We start from the raw sequence: 18,083 nt of genomic DNA, 5'->3' as shown, positions 1-18,083 counted from the left end.
CGGGCCGACGACGAGAGGACGACGACATGGGTCTCATGGACAGCGCGAAGGACGCGCTCAGCAGCGACAAGGGCGAGAAGGTCACCGACGCGGGGATCGACAAGGCCGAGCAGGCCGCCTCGCAGAAGACCGGCGGCAAGTACGACGACAAGATCGACAAGGCCGGCGACGCCGCCGACGGCAAGGTCGGCCACTGAGCCGACGCCCCTGACGAACGACCCGGTGCCCGGAACGGCGCCGGGTCGTTCGTCGTCGGGCCTCTTCGTCGTCAGGTCGTTCGGCGTCGGGTCTGTCCGCCGTCGGGCCGCCCGTGACACGGGCGACGTCTCACGTGCCCGCAGCCGCGAGCACGAGGCCGCCGGCCGCGGCGACGAGCACGACGGCCCACGGCGGGGTCCGCCACGCCGTCAGCAGCACGAAGCACACGAGCGCGAGGCAGAACGCCCCGGTCGACGTGATCGCCGTCGTCACCACCGGGTCCCAGAGCGCGGCCGCGAGCAGCCCGACGACCGCGGCCCCCGCGCCCCGCATGACGCCGCGCAGCCAGGCGCGGCCGCGCAGCGCCGCCCAGAACGGCAGCACCCCGACGAGGAGGAGCAGGCCCGGCGCGAAGACCGCCAGCGTCGCGAGCAGGGCGCCGACGGCACCTCCCGGGCCGAGCGTCGTCACGGCGCCGAGGTAGGTGGCGAGGGTGAAGAGCGGGCCGGGCACGGCCTGGGCCGCCGCGTACCCCGTGAGGAACGCCTCCTCGGTCACCCAGCCCGGGTCGACGAGGCCCGCCTGCAGCAGCGGCAGCACCACGTGGCCGCCCCCGAACACGAGGGCCCCTGACCGGTAGAAGACGTCGACCAGTGCGATCGCCTCCGAGCCCGTCGCGCGGGCGAGCAGCGGCAGGCCGCCGAGCAGCGCGCCGAAGGCCACGAGGCAGGCGAGGGCGGCCCTCCGAGGGACGGCGGCGGCCCACGCCGCGGGTGCCTCCGGCGGGGAGGCGTCCGTGCCGCCGGCCGGGTCGCTCGCGCCGCGGAGCAGCCACAGCCCCGCCAGCACCCCGACGGCGATCGCGGAGAGCTGCCCCGCCGAGCCCGGCAGCGCGAGCGCGAGCACGGCGGCGACCACGGCGACGGAGGCGCGGGTCCGGTCGGCAGCCAGCGAGCGGGCCATCCCCGCGACGGCGTGCGCGACTATCGCCACCGCGCCGATCGTGAGGCCCGACACGAGCGCGGCACCCACCAGACCCTCGAGGAATCCGACGCCCGAGGCGACCGCGAGCATGAGGAGGGCCGACGGGAGGGTGAAGGCTGCGAACGCGGCGAGGGCGCCGACCGGGCCGGCGCGCAGCAGGCCGAGGCCGAAGCCGACCTGGCTCGAGGCCGGACCGGGGAGGAACTGCCCCAGCACGACGAGGTCGCCGTAGTCGGCATCGCCGAGCCAGCGCCTGCGCTCGACGAGGTCGGCACGGAAGAAGCCGAGGTGCGCGACCGGGCCGCCGAACGACGTGACGCCGAGCACGGCGAAGGCGCGGAGCACCTCGGCCGCGGTGCCGGGGCGCGGGGGCGCCTCCTGCGGGCTGTCGCCGGTCTGGTCCATCGATCCCATGGTCGCTGATGTCGCGGCCTGCCGCCGCGGCCTGGGATGGACGGACGGTGACCAGGAGGTGACGGTCGGGTGCCGCGACCCGGCCCCTGGGACTTCCGTCACATCCGTGCCGTGGAAGACTCGACGACGTGCGCATCCTCCTCGTCCGACACGGCCAGAGCACCGCCAACGCCGCAGGTGCCGTCTCCAGCGCGGCCCCCGGCCCCGACCTCACCGACCTCGGTCGCGAACAGGCCGAGGCCCTCGCCGGGACGCTGGGCGACGACCGGATCGACGCCGTCTACGCGTCGACGCTCGTCCGTGCCCAGCAGACCGCCTCCCCCCTCGCCGCCCGCCTCGGGCTCGACGTCGTCGTCCGTGACGGACTGCACGAGATCGAGGCCGGCGACCTCGAGGACCGCACCGACGAGGAGGCGCTGCGCGGCTATGTCCTGCCGTTGGTCGCCTGGGCAGGGGGAGACCTCACGGCCTCGGCCCCGGGCGCCCCGGACGGCCACGCGTTCTTCGGGCGGTTCGACGCCGCGATCGCGGACGTCGTCGCGCTGCACGACGACGACGCCACCGTGGTCGTCGTGGGCCACGGCGCCGCCACCCGCGTCTGGCTCGGCGGCCGCGCGCTCAACGTCGACCCCGAGTTCACGACCAGCACCGAGATGGAGAACACGGGCGTCATCGAGGTCTCGGGCTCGCCGGTCGCCGGCTGGACGGTCGTGAGCTGGCAGGGTGCGCCCGTCGGCGTCGCCGCCCCGAACGACCCGACCGGCGAGGCGCTCGGCGAGGCGGCCGACGGGGACTGAAAGCCTGCGGGTTCGGGTTCGGTCTCGGGCCTCGGGTCTGCTCGGCCTACGGGCGCCGGTAGTCGTCGTCCGACACGTGCTCGAGCCACGTCGTGGTGGTCGACGGGTCGTCGGCCGACTCGATCATGGCGAGGTGCTCCATGTAGTCGTCGGGCGTGGCGCCGTGCCAGTGCTCCTCGCCGGGCGGCGTGTAGACCGTCTGGCCCGGCAGCGCCTCGATCACGGTGCCGTCGCGTGAGCCGAGCAGCGCGACGCCCTCGGTGACGTGCAGGGTCTGACCCCTCGCGTGCGAGTGCCAGGCCGTGCGGGCCCCGGGCAGGAACCGCACCTTCACGACCGTCATCCGGTCGCCCTCCTGCTGCGGCGACGCGATCGCGTCGAGCCAGACGTCGCCGGTGAACTGCTCGGACGGGTTCTTGACGGTCGGCTTCTTCGGGACGATCTGCACGGGTGCTCCTCGGTCGTCGGGGGAGCGGCCGACCGGGCGGCGGCCGCTCGCGCCGCCGCGGGGCTGACCGCGAGGCGCACCTCGACGCTACGACGACGTCCCGGCGCGCGGGGTGCCCTGCTGGTGCCCCTGTGGAGGTGCGGCACGTGCGTGGTGCGGGGGAGAGGCCACGCCTGCAGCTGGCAGGACGGCAGGAGGCGCGGCGCCCGACGGGCATCGCGCCTCCTTCGCCCCAGGGCCGGGGGCCCGCGTCAGTCGGGCAGCGGCGCCGCGTAGACGCGGAAGTCGCCCTTCTCGGCGTGCATCGTCCACAGGGTGTCGGCGAGCACGTCCGGCTCGTGGGCCGGGTCGCCGCCGCCGATGCCGAGCGGGATGATCAGCTGTCCGACGTGGATGCCCTCGGACGCCAGGGCGCCGTGAAGCAGCTCGGCGTAGGCGCTCTCGCCCGCGAACGCGACGGCCGTGCCCGTGACGCCGTCGCGCGGACGCACCGCGCTGGCGCCGTTGACGAAGAGGAGCGTGCCGCCGCCGATGCTGCGCATCCCCGGGATCACCTGGTGCGCCGCCGTCGCCGGGCCGTAGATCGAGAACTCGACCGGGCCGACGAGGTCGTCGGCGACGGTCTCGAGCACGGGGCGCATGAACTCCTTGGCGGGGAGGGGGCTGTACTGCAGCACCTCGATCGGGCCGAGGCGGGAGGCGGCCTGCTCGAGCGCGGAGACGAGGGAGGGGCGGTCGCGCACGTCGGCGACGAAGCCGGCGGCCGTGTGGCCCTCGGCGACGAGGGTCGCGGCGAGCTCGTCGACCCGGGCCTGGTCGCGGGCGATCAACGCGATGCTGAGGCCCTCGCGGGCGAAGCGGCGGGCGACGGCCAGGCCGAGGCCCTGGCCGGCGCCGATGATGGCGAGTGTGGTCATGGCCCGACCCTACGGACGGCGTCGGAGGCGTGACGCGCCCTGCCAGGGAACGCTCGGGCGCCGCGCAGCGGCACGATGCACCCCGGAGTGGACTAAACACCCCGACACGACGGGGGCACGGTCCACTCCGGGGTGCATGGCGGCCGCGGCTGACGCGCACAGACCCTCGAACCCGCGCAGACCCGTCGGCGCGCTCGAGGGTGCGCGCGGGTCCGAGGGGTGCAGGCGCGAGCTGCGCGGCCGGGCTGGGTCAGCGGGCGAGCTCGCGCAGCAGCGCCGCCTCCTCGTCGGGGGCGAGGCCGGCACGGCGGGGACGGTCGACCCCGCGCGTCAGCTCGTCGTCACGCACGCGTCGCATCGTCTCGGCTAGGGGGCGCGTCGTGCCGCCGGCGGCACGGAACGCCGCCGTGCCGCGCCGCGCGAAGCCGGACGCCTCGAGCGGCAGCCACAGCGGCAGCGACCGGGGGCCCGCCCACCACCGCACGTCGTGCTCGAGCAGCCAGGCGTCGTCGACCGGCACGAGCTCGGGGTCGGTGCCGGCCGCGACCCGCGCCTCCTCGAGCACGTCGGCCAGGGGCACCGGCTCTGCGGCAGCGGTGACCGGGCCGAGGAGGCGATCACGGCCCGCCCGCACCACCCACGCCGCGAGGTCGGCCACGTCGATCACCTGCGCCCAGCGTCCCTCGGTCGTGGGCACCAGCACGCGGCCGCCGCGCAGCATCCGCGCCGGCCAGTGGCCGAACCGGCCGCTCGGGTCACCCGGACCCACGACGAGCGAGGGCCGGACGACGAGGAGGCGGTCGCCCAGCCGGGCGGCGGAGGTGCGCTCCGCCCAGGCCTTCTGCTGCGCATAGAGGTCGGGAGCAGCGTCGTCGGGGCGCTCGCCGACCGCGACGAGCTCGGCGGACTCGTCGGCGCCGGGCTCGTCGTCGCGGGCGTGGACGCTGACGGACGAGACGAGGGTCCAGTGCCGGGCACGTGCGGCCAGGGCGTCGAGCGCTCCCTCGACGAGGTCGGGCGGCGTCGCGAGCTCGACGACCTCGTCCCACTCGTGGTCGACGCGGGTCACCGCGTCGTAGGCGCAGGGGCGGGTGCGGTCGGACCGGACCAGCGCTGCTCCGTCGGGGGCGCCTCCTGCGCTGCCTCGGGCGAGGCAGGTGACGTCGGCTCCGTCGGCCACCGCCTGCCGCGCGATCTCGTGGCCGAGCCACCCCGTCCCGCCGAGCACCAGCACCTTGCGCATGCGGGCCAGTCTGCCGTGCCCGCGGCGTGCCGGCGCACGCTCCGGGACTGCGGCAGACCCCTCGGACCCGCGCAGACCCCTCTGCGAGCCGACGGGTGTGCGCGGATCCACGGGGCCCCGAGCCGCGGGGATCGCACAGCGGGCGGGGGCAGAGAGAGGGCACGACCACCACGCAGGTGGCCGTGCCCGGGTCGATGTTGTCCGCATCTGAGCTTCACGGGCAGGGGAGCAGAGCAACACCGGCCGGTGAAGACGCATGGTGACGCCTTCGACCCGGTGGACGGTACGCGCTCGGACCGGGGCCCGTCCGCATCCCGGCCAGGGCCTGGTCAGGGCCCGGTCAGGCACCCGGACGAGCGGGCGCGGGGATCGTGCACGACGCCCCCAGGCGGTCACGGTCTACCGTCGAGGACATGTCCGTCACCCTCCCTGCCCCTGGCCGCCTCGACGACCGCGCCGTCGTCGTCACCGGAGCGAGCTCCGGGATCGGCCGCGAGGCCGCCCGTGCGCTGTCGGAGCTCGGCGCCACCGTCGCCGTCGTCGGCCGGAACCCGGAGCGCACCCGCGCGGTCGCCGACGAGGTCGGCGGCACCGCCTACCTCGCCGACTTCGCCGACCTCGCCTCGGTGCGCTCCCTCGCCGACCAGCTCCTGGCCGACCTGCCCCGCATCCACGTGCTCGCCAACAACGCCGGGGCCACCATCGCGGAGCGTCAGCGCACCTCCGACGGGTTCGAGCTGACGTTCCAGGGCAACCACCTGGCGCCGTTCCTGCTGACCTCGCTGCTGCTGCCGCGCATGGTCGAGACGGCGGCCGACCACGCGCCGGGCACCGTCCGCGTGGTCCAGACCTCGAGCGCCGGCAACCTCTTCGGCCGGGTCGACCTAGCCGACCTCGACGGCGACCACGAGCGCTGGTACGGCGGGTTCCGCGCCTACGGCACCTCGAAGCTGCTCAACATCCTGTTCACCCGCGAGCTCGCCCGTCGCCTCGGCAGCACGGGAGTCGACGCGTTCGCGTTCCACCCCGGCTTCGTCGCCTCGGGCTTCGGCGGGAACGGCCCCGTCGCCACCTTCGCCAAGCGCGCGGCCGTGTCGACCGAACAGGGCGCCGAGCCCCTGGTGCGGCTCGCGGCGGCGCCGACGGTGCCCGCGCCGAGCGGCAACTACTTCGACCGGCTCCGCGCGCCGGGCCGTGTCGCGGCGCAGGCCGGCGACCGCGACCTGATGCGCGACCTGTGGGAGCGGAGCGCCGACCTGCTCGGCATCCCGTCCGACCCGCTCGCCTGAGCGGGGACGCGGGGGAGGCGCGGGCCAGGTGATCCTGACCCGCGCCTCCGTCGTCCCTCGCGTCCTCGACGCGGCTCGCGTCAGTACGCGACGGAGATGTGCTCGCGGCGGTGCGCCGGCGTCTCGAGCTCGTCGACGATCGCGAGCGCGAAGTCGGCGCCGCTGACGGCGGAGACGCCGGCCTCGTCGGTGAACGCGACCTCGCCGCCGACGCGGTAGCGGCCCAGCGCCTCGCCGGGCGCGTAGGCGCCGAACTGCATCGCGGGCGACACGAAGGTGAAGTCCAGCGACCCGGCGCTGGCGAGCAGCTCGCCGAGCACCTCGTTCATCTGCAGCGCCTCGCCGGCGTACTCCGGCGGGATCTGGCCGGTCTCGGCCTGGCGCGGTCCGCCCTCCTCGAGGCGCAGCGAGCTGTAGCCGCCGACGACGACGAAACGGGCTCCGTGCTGCTCGGCGAGGGCCGCGAGCTCGCGGTCGACCTCGACGATGCGTCCGTCGAGCTCGCCGCGGGGCGAGAGGCTCGAGACGACGACCTCGGCGTCGGCCACGGCGCGGGCGCGCACGTCGGCGTCGACCAGCGACCCGGTCTCGTAGCGGACGCCCTCGACGCGGGCCTCCTCGGCGGGCACGCTGCGGCTGACCGAGACGACCTCGTGTCCGCGGCGCGCGGCCTCGGCGACGATCGCGCTGCCGGCGTAGCCGGTCCCTCCGACGACGGTGATGCGGGTCATGGCGTTCTCCTTCTGGTTCTTCTGTCCGTGGGGCTTCGCGGCTACGCTAGGTCCATTGGTCACTGATGGGAAGTAGGCACTTTTTGGTAACCATTACCCCCTCGGACGTTGCCCCGGCAGCCGCTCCCGCTCCTCCCGCGGGCGGTCCGCCCCCGCTCGACCCGTACGCCGCGGGCTGCCCGTCTCGCCGTCTGCTCGACCGCATCGGCGACCGCTGGACGGTGCTCGTCGTCGGCTCCCTCGGCACGGGCCCGCTGCGCTTCTCCGACATCCGGAGGCGCATCGAGGGCATCTCGCAGAAGATGCTGACGCAGACCCTCCGGGGGCTCGAGCGCGACGGGCTCGTCACCCGCACCGTCTTCGCCGAGGTCCCGCCACGCGTCGTCTACGAGCTGACGGAGGCGGGCGAGACGCTCCGGACGCCGCTGCGCGCCCTCGAGGAGTGGTCGATCGCGCACTTCGGGCAGGTCTCCGGCGCCTGGGCCGAGTACGACGAGCGGGTCGGCGCCGGGGCGGACGCGCAGGGCTGAGGTCAGGGCTTGTGGGCGGTCGGGCCGGTCCGCTAGCTGCGGTCGCCGCGGAGCACGGCGGCGCGGGCCTCGCGGTGCTCGTCCGTGCTGATGACGCCGCGTGCGGCGAGATCGTCGAGCTCGACGAGCCGATCGTCGAGAGAGCGGTCGGGCTGCAGAGCCCGTGACTGCAGCAGCCGGGCTGCGAGGTCGACCTGCGAGGTCAGCGGGCTGATGCCGTTCCGCCGGGCGCGGACGACGTTCACCACCACGAGCACCACGACCGCGACGAACCCGAGTGCGACCACGCCCAGGGCGAGGCTCCAGACGAGGTCGTAGGAGGCGGGGAACCGGACCGTCGAGAGCAGCATGTCGGTCATCCTGGCAGCCGGACGTGCCGGGCCGAAAGGGCCTCTCGACGGGATCCCTGAGGCCTGTCGCAGCGGTGGGCCAGCGACGCGGCGGCCCGACAGGCCGGGCCGCGGGCCCCGGGGTGGACGCAGCCCGGCACGAGACGTATCGTCGACGCGTGATCATCACCGCAGTCGCGCAGCCCTCGGGGCGTCAGGAGGTCGTCGGCGCATCCTCCGCCGGCGGCAGGTAGTCGCACAGTCGACACCCCCCTCTCTCCCCTGATCACCGCTCGTGTGCGCCGTCGTGCGCGCGCCTCCTCCCCCCTTGACGGGCCTGCCCGCCGTCGAGTGGTCACTTCTCGTCCTTCCCCGTCGCGGGAACGACCGGAACTGACCACTCGTCGTGGGGGCACGTCCTGGCCGGGCCGGGGCAGGTGCGCGCGGCCCGGTGCCCGAGCACCCCTACCGACTGGTGAACCCCTGATGCTGCCCCTGACCGCCTCCGCCCTCCGCGCCTCCTTCGCGAACGCCTCGCGCAAGGAGGCCTCCGACCTCGTGCTCCCGCCCGACCTCGACGCCCTCGACTGGGACTCCCTCGAGTTCGTCGGCTGGCGCGACCCGAAGCTGCCCCGCCGCGCCTACGTCGTCGTGCCCGTCGACGGCGAGCCGGTCGGCCTCGTGCTGCGCCAGGCGGAGGCCACGACCCGGTCCCGAGCCCAGTGCAGCTGGTGCCAGGACGTGACCCTGCCGGCTCCGGTCGCGTTCTTCAGCGCGAAGCGGGCCGGTGCTGCCGGGCGCAACGGCGACACCGTCGGGACGCTCGTCTGCGCCGGGTTCGAGTGCAGCGCCAACGCGCACCGACCGCCGCCGCCCGCGTACCTCGGCTTCGACGTCGCCGCCGCCGTCGAGCAGCGGGTGCTCAGCCTGCGCGAGCGGACGGCCGGGTTCGCCCGGACGGTGGTCGACGGGCGCTGACCCGTACGCGAGGGCGTGGGACGTCAGTCGAGGAGGCGCCCCACGGCCATGCGCACGATCGCGCGTTGGGCGGCGACGTCGGGCGTCCGCGGCTGGTCGTCCGGCAGGCCCGGCAGCTGCACCCACGCCGACGCGATCGCCAGCACGAGGGCGAAGAGGTCGTCGGGCGCCCAGGGCGGCGCTTCCGCCGACGGGGCCGACGCGGCCGAGGCGTCGGTCGACCCGGCGGCCCCGACGAGGCGCTCGAGGTGGCCGACGGAGGTGGCGCGCACGCTCTCGAGGACGCCGAACGACGCCGCCCAGTCGTGCCGTTGCTCGAGCCGGGCCCAGGCGAGGAGGCGCTGGTTGGCGGGGTTGTCGACGAGGTGGTCGAACACGGCGACCGCGAAGTCCTCGACGGAGGCGAAGTCGGCCGAGGCGGCCTCGCCGAGGTGGGCGAAGGACGCGTTCAGCACCGCGGTGAAGAGGGACTCCTTGTCGCCGTAGTGGGCGTAGAGGCGCTCCTTGCTGCAGGCGGCCGCCGCGGCGATCCGGTCGACGCGGGCGCCGGCGAGGCCGTGCTCGGCGAACTCCGCCGTGGCCGCCGCGAGGATGCGGCGGCGCGTCTCGTCCGCGTCGTAGGCCATGCGCCGACGATAGCCCCTTCCGAAGCCAACCAACTAGTAGGTAGTATCGCGGGGTCCACGACGGCCGCCCGTCGTGGAGCGCCCCGAGACTCAGGGCACCAGAACCAGGAGAACAGTGACCACCTCAGCAGCACGGCCCGCCACCGGGTCGCACCAGACCGCACCTCCGTCCGACGCACCGGCGTCCGCCCGCCGCTGGTGGGTGCTCGTGATCGTCGGGCTCGCGCAGCTCGTCGTCGTGCTCGACGGCACCATCGTCAACATCGCCCTGCCCCAGGCCCAGGCCGAGCTCGGCCTCTCGGACGAGAACCGTCAGTGGGTCGTCACGGCCTACGCCCTCGCCTTCGGCGCCCTGTTGCTGCTCGGCGGCCGCATCGCCGACTTCTGGGGCCGCAAGCGCACCTTCATCGTCGGCATGGTCGGCTTCGGCGCCGCGTCGGCCTTCGGCGGGCTCGTCTCGACCGGCGAGCTGCTCGTCACCGCCCGTGCGCTGCAGGGCGTCTTCGCCGCGCTGCTCGCGCCGGCCGCCCTCGCCGTGCTCACCACGACCTTCTCGCGCGGACGCGAGCGCAACACCGCCTTCGCCGTCTTCGGCGCGATCTCGGGTGCCGGCGCGGCCGTCGGCCTCGTGCTCGGCGGCGTCCTCACGGAGTTCGTCAGCTGGCGCTGGTGCCTCCTCGTCAACGTGCCGATCGTGATCGTCGCGATCGTCGCCGCCGCGCTCGTCGTGCGCGAGAGCAAGGCCGAGGGCGACAACCGGCTCGACGTCGTCGGCACGGTCGTCGTTGCCCTCGGCCTCGCGTCGCTGGTCTACGGCTTCACCCAGGCCGAGGACGGCTGGGGCAGCCCCGTCGTGATCGGCTTCATCGCCCTCGGCGCGGGCCTGCTCGCCCTGTTCGTCCTCGTCCAGAAGCGCAGCGACCACCCCCTCCTGCCCCTCGGCGTGCTCACGAACCGCGTGCGCGGCGGAGCGTTCCTCGTGCAGCTGATCGTCGGCAGCGTCATGATCGGCGCCCTGCTCTACCTGACGTTCCACCTGCAGATCGTGCTGGGCTTCGGCCCGCTCGAGGCCGGTCTCGCGACCCTGCCGATGACGCTCGTCATCATGGTGATGGCCCCGATCCTGACGAAGCTGCTGCCGGTGATCGGGCCGCGCCTCCTCATGATCGTCGGACCGATCGTGGCCGCCGCCGGCCTCTTCTGGCTGTCGTTCATCACGGCTGACGGCGGGTACGCGACGCACGTGCTGCCCCCGCTGATCGTGATGGGCGTCGGCCTGGCCGGCATCTTCGTGCCGATGCAGAACCTCGCGCTCGCCGGGGTCGCTCCGCACGAGGCCGGCGCGGCCAGCGCCACCTCGAACGCGATGATGCAGATCGGCGGCTCGATCGGGCTCGCCGTCTACACGAACCTGTACGCGTCGGCCGTGGCCGGCAGCGCCGCGGGCGGGCTCGGAGCGCTCGTCGACGGCTACTCGGCGGCGTTCGTCGCCGCCGCGGTGGCCGCGTTCGTCGCCGCGCCGATCTCGTTCTTCATGATCCGCGGCACGAAGGAGGAGCTGCTCCCGAGCGGCCCCGTGGTGCACCTGGGCTGAGCCCGGGACCTGCAGGAGGCGCGGTGTCGGTCCGACCGGCACCGCGCCTCCTCGGTCTCGTGGCCTGACACCACCGAGTGGGCGCAACACCGCCTCAGTGGGCGGTGTCCCGTTCACTCGGCGGTGTCGGGGCAGGTCCGTCGCTGCGAGCAGACGGGGCGAGCGGCCGGGCTACTCGGCCTTCTCGGTCTGCCACTTCTCGGGGGCGCGGTCGCCGTTCGGGCGGACCGGGCGCACGTCGCCGACGATCGGGATGGCGCGCTTGCGCAGGGCCCACATGTAGCGGACGAAGAAGTGGGTCAGCGTCGACAGGCGGTTGCCGTTGCCGAGCAGGCTCGTGATGTGCACGAAGACCCAGAGCAGCCAGGCGACCGGTCCGGTCATCGTGAAGCCGTTCGGCAGCTGAACCACGGCCGCGTTCGTGCCGACGGTGGCCATCGTGCCCTTGTCGTGGTACTTGAAGGGCGTGGACGGCTTGCCGGCGAGGAGGCGCTCGATCTGCTCGCCGATGTGCTCGCCGCCCTGGATGGCCGGCTGGGCGAGCTGGGCGAGGGCCTCGTCGGTGGCCGCGATGTCGCCGGCGGCCCAGATGCGGTCGAGGCCCTTGACCGTGAGGTCGTCGTTGACCTGGATGCGGCCGCCGTGGGTCTGCGGGACGCCCCACGCGGCGACCTCGGCGTGCGCGGCGACGCCGGTCGCCCAGACGACGAGCTCGGCCGGGATGAACTCGCCCGACGTGGTGTGCACGCCGTCGGGCGTGACCTCGTCGACGCCGGTGTCGAGCCGCAGGTCGACGCCGCGCTTGCGCAGCACCTTGGCGGCGTAGCGGCGGAGGCGCGGCGCGAACGGCTTGAGGAGCTCGCCGCTGCGGTGCACCAGCGTGATCGTGATGCTCGAGGCGTCGATCTCGGGGTAGGCGTCCTTGAGGGCCTGGTCGCGCAGCTCGGCCAGCGCCCCGGCCATCTCGACGCCGGTCGCGCCGCCGCCGACGATGACGACCCGCACCTCGCCGCTGCCCTGCGACGCCGCCGCGTTCTCGAGCTGCGTGAAGAGCTCGTCGCGGATGCGGAGGGCCTGCGAGCGGGAGTACATCGAGTACGCGAACTCGTAGGCGCCCTTGGTGCCGAAGTAGCTCGTGTTGACGCCGTTCGCGAGGACGAGCGCGTCGTACGAGATCTCCTCGCCGTCGCGGAGCGTGATGACGCGCTCGTCGGCCCGGACGGTCGTGAGGAGCCCGTGCCGGAAGTCGGCGTTCGACTGCTTCGAGCGCAGGCTGCGGAGGAAGTACGTGACGTCGCCGGCGTTGAGGCCGCCGGTCGCGACCTGGTACATGAGCGGCTGGAACATGTTGTAGACGTGCCGGTCGATCAGCGTGATGTCGACGTCGGCGTCTTTGAGGGCGCGCATCGTGGCGATGCCGGCGAAGCCGCCGCCGACCACGACGACGTGGGGCCGGGTGACGTGCGCGTCGGAGGTGCGGTCGTCGGACATGAGGGTGCTCCTGCGGGGTGCTCGGTTCGTGGCGGAGGTCGCCGGTGACCCCGATCTGCAGGCGGCTGGTTCCTCCGCCCGTGTCAGGCTACTCGCCTGTGAGGGCCCTCCGGACACCGTCCTGCACGCTGTGCAACGGGTGTCGTCGAGCCTCGGCGCGCGGCCTGGGTGCGGCCGGGGTGAGGCCAGCATGCCCCAGCACGCGGCCGCAGCGCGGCCGGGCGGCGTAGGGTCGTCGTCACCGGATCAGAGGGCCCCGCGCGAGCGGACGGCCGAGGGGGCAAATCGTCGTGACAGGACACCACCGTCGAGGCCGCTGCGTGCAGGGCGAGCGCCCGTGAAGGGCTACGTGCTGTGGCGTCGGGACGCGTCGCCCGTCGTCCGCCGTGACCGCGAGGGCGACGACCGTCTCCGGCTGGTGGCGTCCCTCGAGGACCTCGTCCCCCTCGGCGCCGAGATCGCCGGGCTCGTGATCGACGACGACGCGGACACGGAGACGAGCCACCTGACCGAGGACGCGTCGTCGTCGGACGCGACCGACCCGGACGACCGGCCGCTCGCGCCCGTCGTCCCGCTCTTCTCCGCCGACCGTCCCGCACGTCGTCGCCGCCGCCTCCACCGCTGACGGCGGGCTCCCGGGCTCGGGCTAGGGTCGTGACGACCGTCGCGCACCGGGCCGACGGCAGTCGAGGAGGCGCGCAGCCGTGACCGAGGTCGTCCTGTTCCACCACGCCCAGGGCCTGACCCGCGGGGTTGTCGCCTTCGCCGACGCGCTGCGGGCCGCGGGCCACGTCGTGCACACGCCCGACCTGTACGAGGGCCGCACCTTCGACTCGATCGACGAGGGCCTCGAGTTCGTGCACGGCCTCGGCGTCGGCGAGGTCGCCGCCCGCGGGGTCCGCTCGGCCGCCGACTTCGACGCCGACGTCGTGTACGCCGGCTTCTCGCTGGGCGTCCTGCCCGCGCAGCACCTGGCGCAGTCGCGTCCCGGTGCCCGCGGCGCGCTCTTCTTCCACGCCTGCGTGCCCGCCGCCGAGTTCGGCACCTGGCCGTCCGGCCTCGCCCTGCAGGTGCACGGCATGGAGCACGACCCCTTCTTCGCCGACGAGGGCGACCTCGACGCCGCCCGGGAGCTCGTGGCCCAGCTGCGGGCCGACGACGCCACGGCCGACGCCGAGGTGTTCACCTACCCCGGCAGCGAGCACCTCTTCGCCGACTCGTCGCTGGCGGCGTACCGGCCGGAGGCGGCCGCGCTGCTCACGGAGCGCACGCTGGCGTTCCTCGCCCGGCACTAGCCCGCCTGCCTCCCGGGGGCCAGGTCCGCCTCCCTGGGTCCCGGCCCGCGCCTCCGGGCCAGAGTGGAGTGGCCGCAGCACCTCGACACCGAGGGCGACCCTGCGGGACGACACGAGCGAGAGGCCAGACATGAGCGACAGCACGAACGCGCACGACGACGAGGCGACGACCGGGACCGACCTCGACGCAGGCTCGGGCGTCGAGGCCGACGGTCGTTCGCCCCTCGGCCAGCAGGGCGCCTTCCGCGACGCGGAGGGAGCGGTCGCCGACGACGACTCGTCGGAGGACGACGGCACGGAGAGCGTCCCGCGTGCGGGCGGCGGCCCCGCACCGACCGACGGCACCGGCACGAGCGGCACCGGCGTGACCGGCTCGGACGCGGTCTAGCGACCGCGTCGGCCGTCGCGCGGGAAGGCCCGCGCGACGCACGACGACCCCGCCCGGGACGAGGTCACCGCATGCGTGCGGTGCCGTCGTCCGGGCGGGGTCGTTCGTCGTGGACCGTGCGGCGCAGGTCGCCCTCCGTCAGCTCGTGGGGGCCGACCCGGCGTGCCCGGTGGCGCTCGGAGCCGCTGCCAGGGCCTAGCGGCCGAGGACGATCGAGCCGGTGTGCGTGCGCACCGTCGAGGTGCGGGTGCTCAGCGCGCTGAGCTGGGCGCGGACGTACCGGCCGAGCGAGGTGCGCTGCACCGACGGCGAGACGTACGCGCCGATGGTGACCGTGTCGCGGTGCGCGGTCGAGACGTACGAGCCGATCGGCTCGTCGCGGCGGGTGGTGCTGACGTAGCGGCCGCCGAGCGGGAACGGCTGGGCGGGGGTGGTCGATGCGGTGCGGTCCATGGGGGCCTCCTCGTTCAGGGAGACGAGCACCGCCGGTCGGGTGAGGGCGAGGTGCTCGTCTCCGTCGGCGTGAGCACCACCCTAGCGCGCTTTCTTGAATAGTTCAAAACAACGGGTCGGGCGCCGTTCGTTCGGCGGACAGACATCACGCCCCCAGCAGCAGGCGCAGCCCCAGCGCCGTCATCACCACGGCGATCAGGCCGTCGAGCACGCGCCACGACGACGGCTTCGCGAAGAACGGCTTGAGGAGGCGCGAGCCGAGGCCCAGCACCGCGAACCACAGGAAGCTGCCCGCGATGGCCCCGCCCGCCCACCACCAGCGGAGGTCGCCCGGCTGTTGGTTCGCCACCGAGCCGAGGAACACGATCGTGTCGAGGTAGGTGTGGGGGTTCAGCCAGGTGAGGGCGAGCACGGTGACGACGGCGGTCTTCCTGCTCGGCTGCACCGCCCCTCCTTCGGCCTGGAGGGCCCCGGACGGCCGGATCGCCCGCTTCGCGGCGAACCCCGCGTAGACGAGCAGGAACGCGGCCCCGACGATCCGGACCACCACGAGGGCCTGCGGGGCTGCCGCGATCAGGGCTCCGACGCCGGCCACCCCGGCGATGATCAGGACCGCGTCGCTCGCCGCACAGACGGCGATGACGGGGAGGATCACCCGGTTGACGCCCTGCAGGCCGACCTTGAGCACGTACGCGTTCTGGGCGCCGATCGCGACGATGAGGGCGAGGCCGGTGCCCATGCCGAACAGGGCGGGCAGCAGGAGGGAGGAGAAGGTCACGCCCCGACGCTAGGGAGCAGTCACCGCATCTCTCTAGCTCATGTTCGTGATGCTGCATAAGCTCTGCTGATGATCACCTTCGCCTCGGAGCACCTCGTGACCCTCCGCGCCCTCGTCGACGAGGGCACCTTCGAGGCGGCGGCCCAGCGGCTGCACATGACGCAGTCGGCCGTCTCGCAGCGCATCAAGCAGCTCGAGCGCACCGCGGGACAGGTGCTCGTGCAGCGCACCACGCCCGTCGTAACGACCGCGGCCGGCGACGTGGTGCTGCGCTACGCCCGGCAGGTGCAGCTGCTCGCCGACGACGCCGCGGTCGAGCTGGGCGCCGGCGCGGGCGGTCCAGGAGGCGCCGGCGGGCCGGGCGGGCTCGGCACGTCGATCGCCGTCGCGGTCAACGCGGACTCGCTCGCGACCTGGTTCCTCGAGGCGCTCGCCGCCCTGCCGCCCGAGGTGGGCGCCGTGTTCGACCTGCACCGCGAGGACCAGGAGAACACGACCTCGCTGCTGCGCTCGGGCACGGTGCTCGCCGCGGTCACGTCGACGCGGGAGCCGCTGCAGGGCTGCTCGTCCGAGCCGCTCGGGCTGATGCGGTACCGCGCGGTCGCGAGCCCCGGCTTCGTCGACCGGTGGCTCGGGGGAGTGCCGACGATGGGCCGCGTCGACGCCGCGCCGATGCTCGACTTCGACCGGTCGGACCAGCTGCAGCGGGGGTTCCTCCGGGCCTCGCTCGGCTACGACCCGCGGCCGCCGCGCACGTTCGTCCCGTCGTCGGCCGACTTCGCCCGCGCCGCCCGGCTCGGCCTCGGCTGGGGGCTGCTGCCCGAGGCGCAGTGCCTCGACCTGCTCGCCGACGGGTCGCTGGTCGAGCTCGCGCCCGGCGAGCACGTCGACCTCGCCCTGTACTGGCAGCGCTGGGCCCTGTCGTCGCGGCTGCTCGACACGCTGACGGAGTCGGTGCGGCGCTCGGCGGCGGAGGTGCTGCTGCCGGCGTGAGCGGCGCCTCCTGCGGCTTCCGCCTGCGATCAGGTCGAGTCCCCGCGAACCCGCGCGGACCCTCGTGCGCGCCGAGGGGTCTGCGCGGTTTCGCTGGGTCTCGCAGTCGGAGCTCGTCGGGGCCGGCGCACGTGGGCGCAGGAGGCGCGCGTAGCGTGAGCCGGTGAGCAGCGCACCCGAGACCCGCACCCCCACGACCCCCGCGGCGGAGACCCGCACCTTCGAGACGCGGGTCGGCACGGTCGTCGGGCGCGTCGACGGCGACGTGGTGAGGGTGCTGGGCGTGCCGTACGCGGTGGCCGAGCGCTTCGAGGCTCCCCGGCCCGCGCCTCCTGCGGTCGGCGACGACGGCCAGCCGGTGCCGTTCCTCGCCTTCGAGCGCGCGCCTGCCTCGCCGCAGCTGGCGTCGCCCGCGATGCAGGTGCTCTTCGACGACGCGGCCCGCGGCATGGTCGACTCCGAGCACTGCCAGGCGCTGTCGATCACGCTGCCCGCCGACCTCGCCCCGGGGGAGCGGCTGCCCGTCATGGTGTGGATCCACGGCGGTGCCTACGTCAACGGCGCAGGCGACCTCGGCGTCTACGACCCGCGCTCGTTCGTCGTCGAGCAGCGCGTCGTCGTGGTCGCGGTGACCTACCGGCTCGGCGTCCTCGGGTTCCTCGGCGACGGCGACCGGGTGCCGTCGAACCTCGGGCTGCTCGACCAGCTCGAGGCGGTGCGCTGGGTGCACGACACGATCGACGCGTTCGGCGGCGACCCCGACACCGTGACGTTGTTCGGGCAGTCGTCGGGCGGCGACTCGATCGCCCACCTCATGATCAGCGACGGGGCGCGCGGGCTGTTCCGCCGGGCGATCGTGCAGAGCGCCCCGCTGGGGCTCGGTCGCGGCCGGTCCGCGATGTCGCGGGCGATGCTGCGGGTCGTCGGCGCCCCCGACCCCGACGCCACCGTCGAGGAGCTGCTCGCGGGGCAGCCCCCCGCCGAGCGCGCGGCCCTGCGCTTCGGGCTGCGCGGCGGCATGCCGTTCGGCCCGCAGTACGGCCGCGCCCCCCTGCCCGCCGAGGAGGACCGTGACGCGGCCTGGCGTGACGTCGCCCCGCACGTCGACCTGCTGATGGGGGCGACGACGGAGGAGACCGGGCTCTACGTGCCCCTCGTCCGGCCGCTCGACGTGCTGACGAGCCTGCCCGTCGTCGGCGGGCTCGTGCGCCGCGTGCTCGTCCGGGCGACGACGGGGGCCGTGTACGGACGCGACGCGCGCCGCTTCGTCGACCGGCACCGCGCCTCCGGCGGTCGGGCCGTGCGGTACGAGCTGAGCTGGGCTCCGCGCGGCAGCCGCTACGGAGCCGCCCACATCACCGACCTGCCGCTGCTGCTGGGGACGAAGGAGGCGTGGGGCCGGTCGGCCCTGCTGGGCGAGTCCGACTGGGCGGAGGTCGACCGCCTCGGGCGTCGGGTCCGGCAGATCTGGGCCGACTTCGCGCGGACCGGGACCGTCGCGGCGGACGCCGCCGCCGGGGCGTCGCAGGCCCTGGCGCTCGACCGCGGCTGAGCGCTGCCGCACCGCGCACGCGACAACGGGAGCGGCGGGTCGGTGCCCCTCGTGC

At 74.6% G+C, this 18,083-nt stretch carries 21 protein-coding genes; 11 read left to right on the top strand and 10 right to left on the bottom strand.

From position 1 onward, the window contains the following. Positions 1-26: 26 nt before the first annotated feature. Complete coding sequence (locus IFT77_RS11520) at positions 27-197, top strand: antitoxin (RefSeq protein WP_192040600.1); 171 nt, start codon at positions 27-29, stop codon at positions 195-197. 130 nt (positions 198-327) lie between these two features. On the opposite strand, the gene chrA is transcribed toward IFT77_RS11520, so the two are convergent. After that, positions 328-1,587, bottom strand: a complete 1,260-nt coding sequence (chrA, locus tag IFT77_RS11515; RefSeq protein WP_192170042.1) for a chromate efflux transporter — start codon at positions 1,585-1,587, stop codon at positions 328-330. Between the two features lie 137 nt (positions 1,588-1,724). Between chrA and IFT77_RS11510 the strand changes: the two genes are divergently transcribed. After that, entirely contained in the window at positions 1,725-2,393 is a 669-nt protein-coding gene (locus tag IFT77_RS11510) for a histidine phosphatase family protein (RefSeq protein WP_192170041.1), read from the top strand. 46 nt (positions 2,394-2,439) lie between these two features. Here the strand turns inward: IFT77_RS11510 and IFT77_RS11505 are convergent, their stop codons facing one another. The 3 genes from IFT77_RS11505 to IFT77_RS11495 form a co-directional block, all read right to left on the bottom strand. Beyond that, positions 2,440-2,841, bottom strand: a complete 402-nt coding sequence (locus IFT77_RS11505; RefSeq protein WP_192040603.1) for a cupin domain-containing protein — start codon at positions 2,839-2,841, stop codon at positions 2,440-2,442. Positions 2,842-3,092: 251 nt separating this feature from the next. Further along, complete coding sequence (locus IFT77_RS11500; RefSeq protein ID WP_192170040.1) at positions 3,093-3,758, bottom strand: SDR family NAD(P)-dependent oxidoreductase; 666 nt, start codon at positions 3,756-3,758, stop codon at positions 3,093-3,095. Positions 3,759-4,008: 250 nt separating this feature from the next. Beyond that, positions 4,009-5,001: an NAD-dependent epimerase/dehydratase family protein gene (locus IFT77_RS11495; RefSeq protein WP_192170039.1), complete on the bottom strand. Its 993-nt coding sequence runs from the start codon at positions 4,999-5,001 to the stop codon at positions 4,009-4,011. A gap of 413 nt (positions 5,002-5,414) precedes the next feature. On the opposite strand from IFT77_RS11495, the gene IFT77_RS11490 reads away from it, so the two are divergent. Further along, positions 5,415-6,290: an SDR family NAD(P)-dependent oxidoreductase gene (locus tag IFT77_RS11490; protein WP_123547542.1), complete on the top strand. Its 876-nt coding sequence runs from the start codon at positions 5,415-5,417 to the stop codon at positions 6,288-6,290. An 80-nt stretch (positions 6,291-6,370) separates the two neighbouring features. Here the strand turns inward: IFT77_RS11490 and IFT77_RS11485 are convergent, their stop codons facing one another. Then, entirely contained in the window at positions 6,371-7,021 is a 651-nt protein-coding gene (locus IFT77_RS11485) for an NAD(P)-dependent oxidoreductase (RefSeq protein ID WP_192170038.1), read from the bottom strand. 191 nt (positions 7,022-7,212) lie between these two features. Here IFT77_RS11485 and IFT77_RS11480 point away from each other — a divergent pair, with 191 nt between their 5' ends. Beyond that, entirely contained in the window at positions 7,213-7,551 is a 339-nt protein-coding gene (locus IFT77_RS11480; protein WP_244638770.1) for a helix-turn-helix domain-containing protein, read from the top strand. 32 nt (positions 7,552-7,583) lie between these two features. Here the strand turns inward: IFT77_RS11480 and IFT77_RS11475 are convergent, their stop codons facing one another. Further along, positions 7,584-7,901, bottom strand: a complete 318-nt coding sequence (locus tag IFT77_RS11475) for a hypothetical protein (RefSeq protein ID WP_192170037.1) — start codon at positions 7,899-7,901, stop codon at positions 7,584-7,586. Positions 7,902-8,366: 465 nt separating this feature from the next. On the opposite strand from IFT77_RS11475, the gene IFT77_RS11470 reads away from it, so the two are divergent. After that, complete coding sequence (locus IFT77_RS11470; protein ID WP_192170036.1) at positions 8,367-8,858, top strand: FBP domain-containing protein; 492 nt, start codon at positions 8,367-8,369, stop codon at positions 8,856-8,858. A gap of 23 nt (positions 8,859-8,881) precedes the next feature. On the opposite strand, the gene IFT77_RS11465 is transcribed toward IFT77_RS11470, so the two are convergent. Next, positions 8,882-9,484 (bottom strand): TetR family transcriptional regulator, encoded by a 603-nt coding sequence (locus IFT77_RS11465; RefSeq protein ID WP_192170035.1) that lies wholly within the window; start codon positions 9,482-9,484, stop codon positions 8,882-8,884. A 115-nt stretch (positions 9,485-9,599) separates the two neighbouring features. Here IFT77_RS11465 and IFT77_RS11460 point away from each other — a divergent pair, with 115 nt between their 5' ends. Further along, positions 9,600-11,078: an MFS transporter gene (locus tag IFT77_RS11460; RefSeq protein ID WP_197980773.1), complete on the top strand. Its 1,479-nt coding sequence runs from the start codon at positions 9,600-9,602 to the stop codon at positions 11,076-11,078. A gap of 171 nt (positions 11,079-11,249) precedes the next feature. Here IFT77_RS11460 and IFT77_RS11455 read toward each other — a convergent pair whose 3' ends face one another. Continuing rightward, complete coding sequence (locus tag IFT77_RS11455) at positions 11,250-12,569, bottom strand: NAD(P)/FAD-dependent oxidoreductase (RefSeq protein ID WP_192040612.1); 1,320 nt, start codon at positions 12,567-12,569, stop codon at positions 11,250-11,252. Positions 12,570-12,906: 337 nt separating this feature from the next. Here IFT77_RS11455 and IFT77_RS11450 point away from each other — a divergent pair, with 337 nt between their 5' ends. From IFT77_RS11450 to IFT77_RS11440, 3 genes are all read left to right on the top strand, one after another. Further along, positions 12,907-13,194: a hypothetical protein gene (locus IFT77_RS11450; protein WP_192040613.1), complete on the top strand. Its 288-nt coding sequence runs from the start codon at positions 12,907-12,909 to the stop codon at positions 13,192-13,194. Positions 13,195-13,273: 79 nt separating this feature from the next. Continuing rightward, a complete protein-coding gene (locus IFT77_RS11445; protein WP_192040614.1) occupies positions 13,274-13,864 on the top strand; it encodes a dienelactone hydrolase family protein in 591 nt (196 codons plus the stop codon). A 130-nt stretch (positions 13,865-13,994) separates the two neighbouring features. Next, positions 13,995-14,252 (top strand): hypothetical protein, encoded by a 258-nt coding sequence (locus IFT77_RS11440; RefSeq protein ID WP_192040615.1) that lies wholly within the window; start codon positions 13,995-13,997, stop codon positions 14,250-14,252. A 195-nt stretch (positions 14,253-14,447) separates the two neighbouring features. On the opposite strand, the gene IFT77_RS11435 is transcribed toward IFT77_RS11440, so the two are convergent. Beyond that, positions 14,448-14,705, bottom strand: a complete 258-nt coding sequence (locus IFT77_RS11435) for a hypothetical protein (RefSeq protein WP_192040616.1) — start codon at positions 14,703-14,705, stop codon at positions 14,448-14,450. 145 nt (positions 14,706-14,850) lie between these two features. After that, positions 14,851-15,483: a LysE/ArgO family amino acid transporter gene (locus IFT77_RS11430; RefSeq protein WP_371741030.1), complete on the bottom strand. Its 633-nt coding sequence runs from the start codon at positions 15,481-15,483 to the stop codon at positions 14,851-14,853. A gap of 69 nt (positions 15,484-15,552) precedes the next feature. Between IFT77_RS11430 and IFT77_RS11425 the strand changes: the two genes are divergently transcribed. Next, complete coding sequence (locus IFT77_RS11425) at positions 15,553-16,476, top strand: LysR family transcriptional regulator ArgP (RefSeq protein WP_197980772.1); 924 nt, start codon at positions 15,553-15,555, stop codon at positions 16,474-16,476. A 163-nt stretch (positions 16,477-16,639) separates the two neighbouring features. Next, positions 16,640-18,028: a carboxylesterase family protein gene (locus IFT77_RS11420; protein ID WP_192170034.1), complete on the top strand. Its 1,389-nt coding sequence runs from the start codon at positions 16,640-16,642 to the stop codon at positions 18,026-18,028. The last annotated feature ends 55 nt before the right edge of the window (positions 18,029-18,083 follow it).

It is taken from the genome of Frigoribacterium sp. CFBP 13729 (assembly GCF_014841875.1).
Lineage (GTDB): Bacteria > Actinomycetota > Actinomycetes > Actinomycetales > Microbacteriaceae > Frigoribacterium.
This window is presented reverse-complemented; position numbering and strand designations above follow the sequence as displayed.

Excerpts from the sequence above, each read along its gene's own strand:
- IFT77_RS11495 (WP_192170039.1), bottom strand. The coding sequence starts at position 5,001 with ATGCGCAAGGTGCTGGTGCTCGGCGGGACGGGGTGGCTCGGCCACGAG.
- IFT77_RS11500 (WP_192170040.1), bottom strand. The coding sequence starts at position 3,758 with ATGACCACACTCGCCATCATCGGCGCCGGCCAGGGCCTCGGCCTGGCC.
- IFT77_RS11520 (WP_192040600.1), top strand. The coding sequence starts at position 27 with ATGGGTCTCATGGACAGCGCGAAGGACGCGCTCAGCAGCGACAAGGGC.
- IFT77_RS11485 (WP_192170038.1), bottom strand. The coding sequence starts at position 7,021 with ATGACCCGCATCACCGTCGTCGGAGGGACCGGCTACGCCGGCAGCGCG.
- chrA (WP_192170042.1), bottom strand. The coding sequence starts at position 1,587 with ATGGACCAGACCGGCGACAGCCCGCAGGAGGCGCCCCCGCGCCCCGGC.
- IFT77_RS11435 (WP_192040616.1), bottom strand. The coding sequence starts at position 14,705 with ATGGACCGCACCGCATCGACCACCCCCGCCCAGCCGTTCCCGCTCGGC.
- IFT77_RS11465 (WP_192170035.1), bottom strand. The coding sequence starts at position 9,484 with ATGGCCTACGACGCGGACGAGACGCGCCGCCGCATCCTCGCGGCGGCC.
- IFT77_RS11490 (WP_123547542.1), top strand. The coding sequence starts at position 5,415 with ATGTCCGTCACCCTCCCTGCCCCTGGCCGCCTCGACGACCGCGCCGTC.
- IFT77_RS11455 (WP_192040612.1), bottom strand. The coding sequence starts at position 12,569 with ATGTCCGACGACCGCACCTCCGACGCGCACGTCACCCGGCCCCACGTC.
- IFT77_RS11470 (WP_192170036.1), top strand. The coding sequence starts at position 8,367 with ATGCTGCCCCTGACCGCCTCCGCCCTCCGCGCCTCCTTCGCGAACGCC.
- IFT77_RS11475 (WP_192170037.1), bottom strand. The coding sequence starts at position 7,901 with ATGCTGCTCTCGACGGTCCGGTTCCCCGCCTCCTACGACCTCGTCTGG.
- IFT77_RS11440 (WP_192040615.1), top strand. The coding sequence starts at position 13,995 with ATGAGCGACAGCACGAACGCGCACGACGACGAGGCGACGACCGGGACC.
- IFT77_RS11425 (WP_197980772.1), top strand. The coding sequence starts at position 15,553 with ATGATCACCTTCGCCTCGGAGCACCTCGTGACCCTCCGCGCCCTCGTC.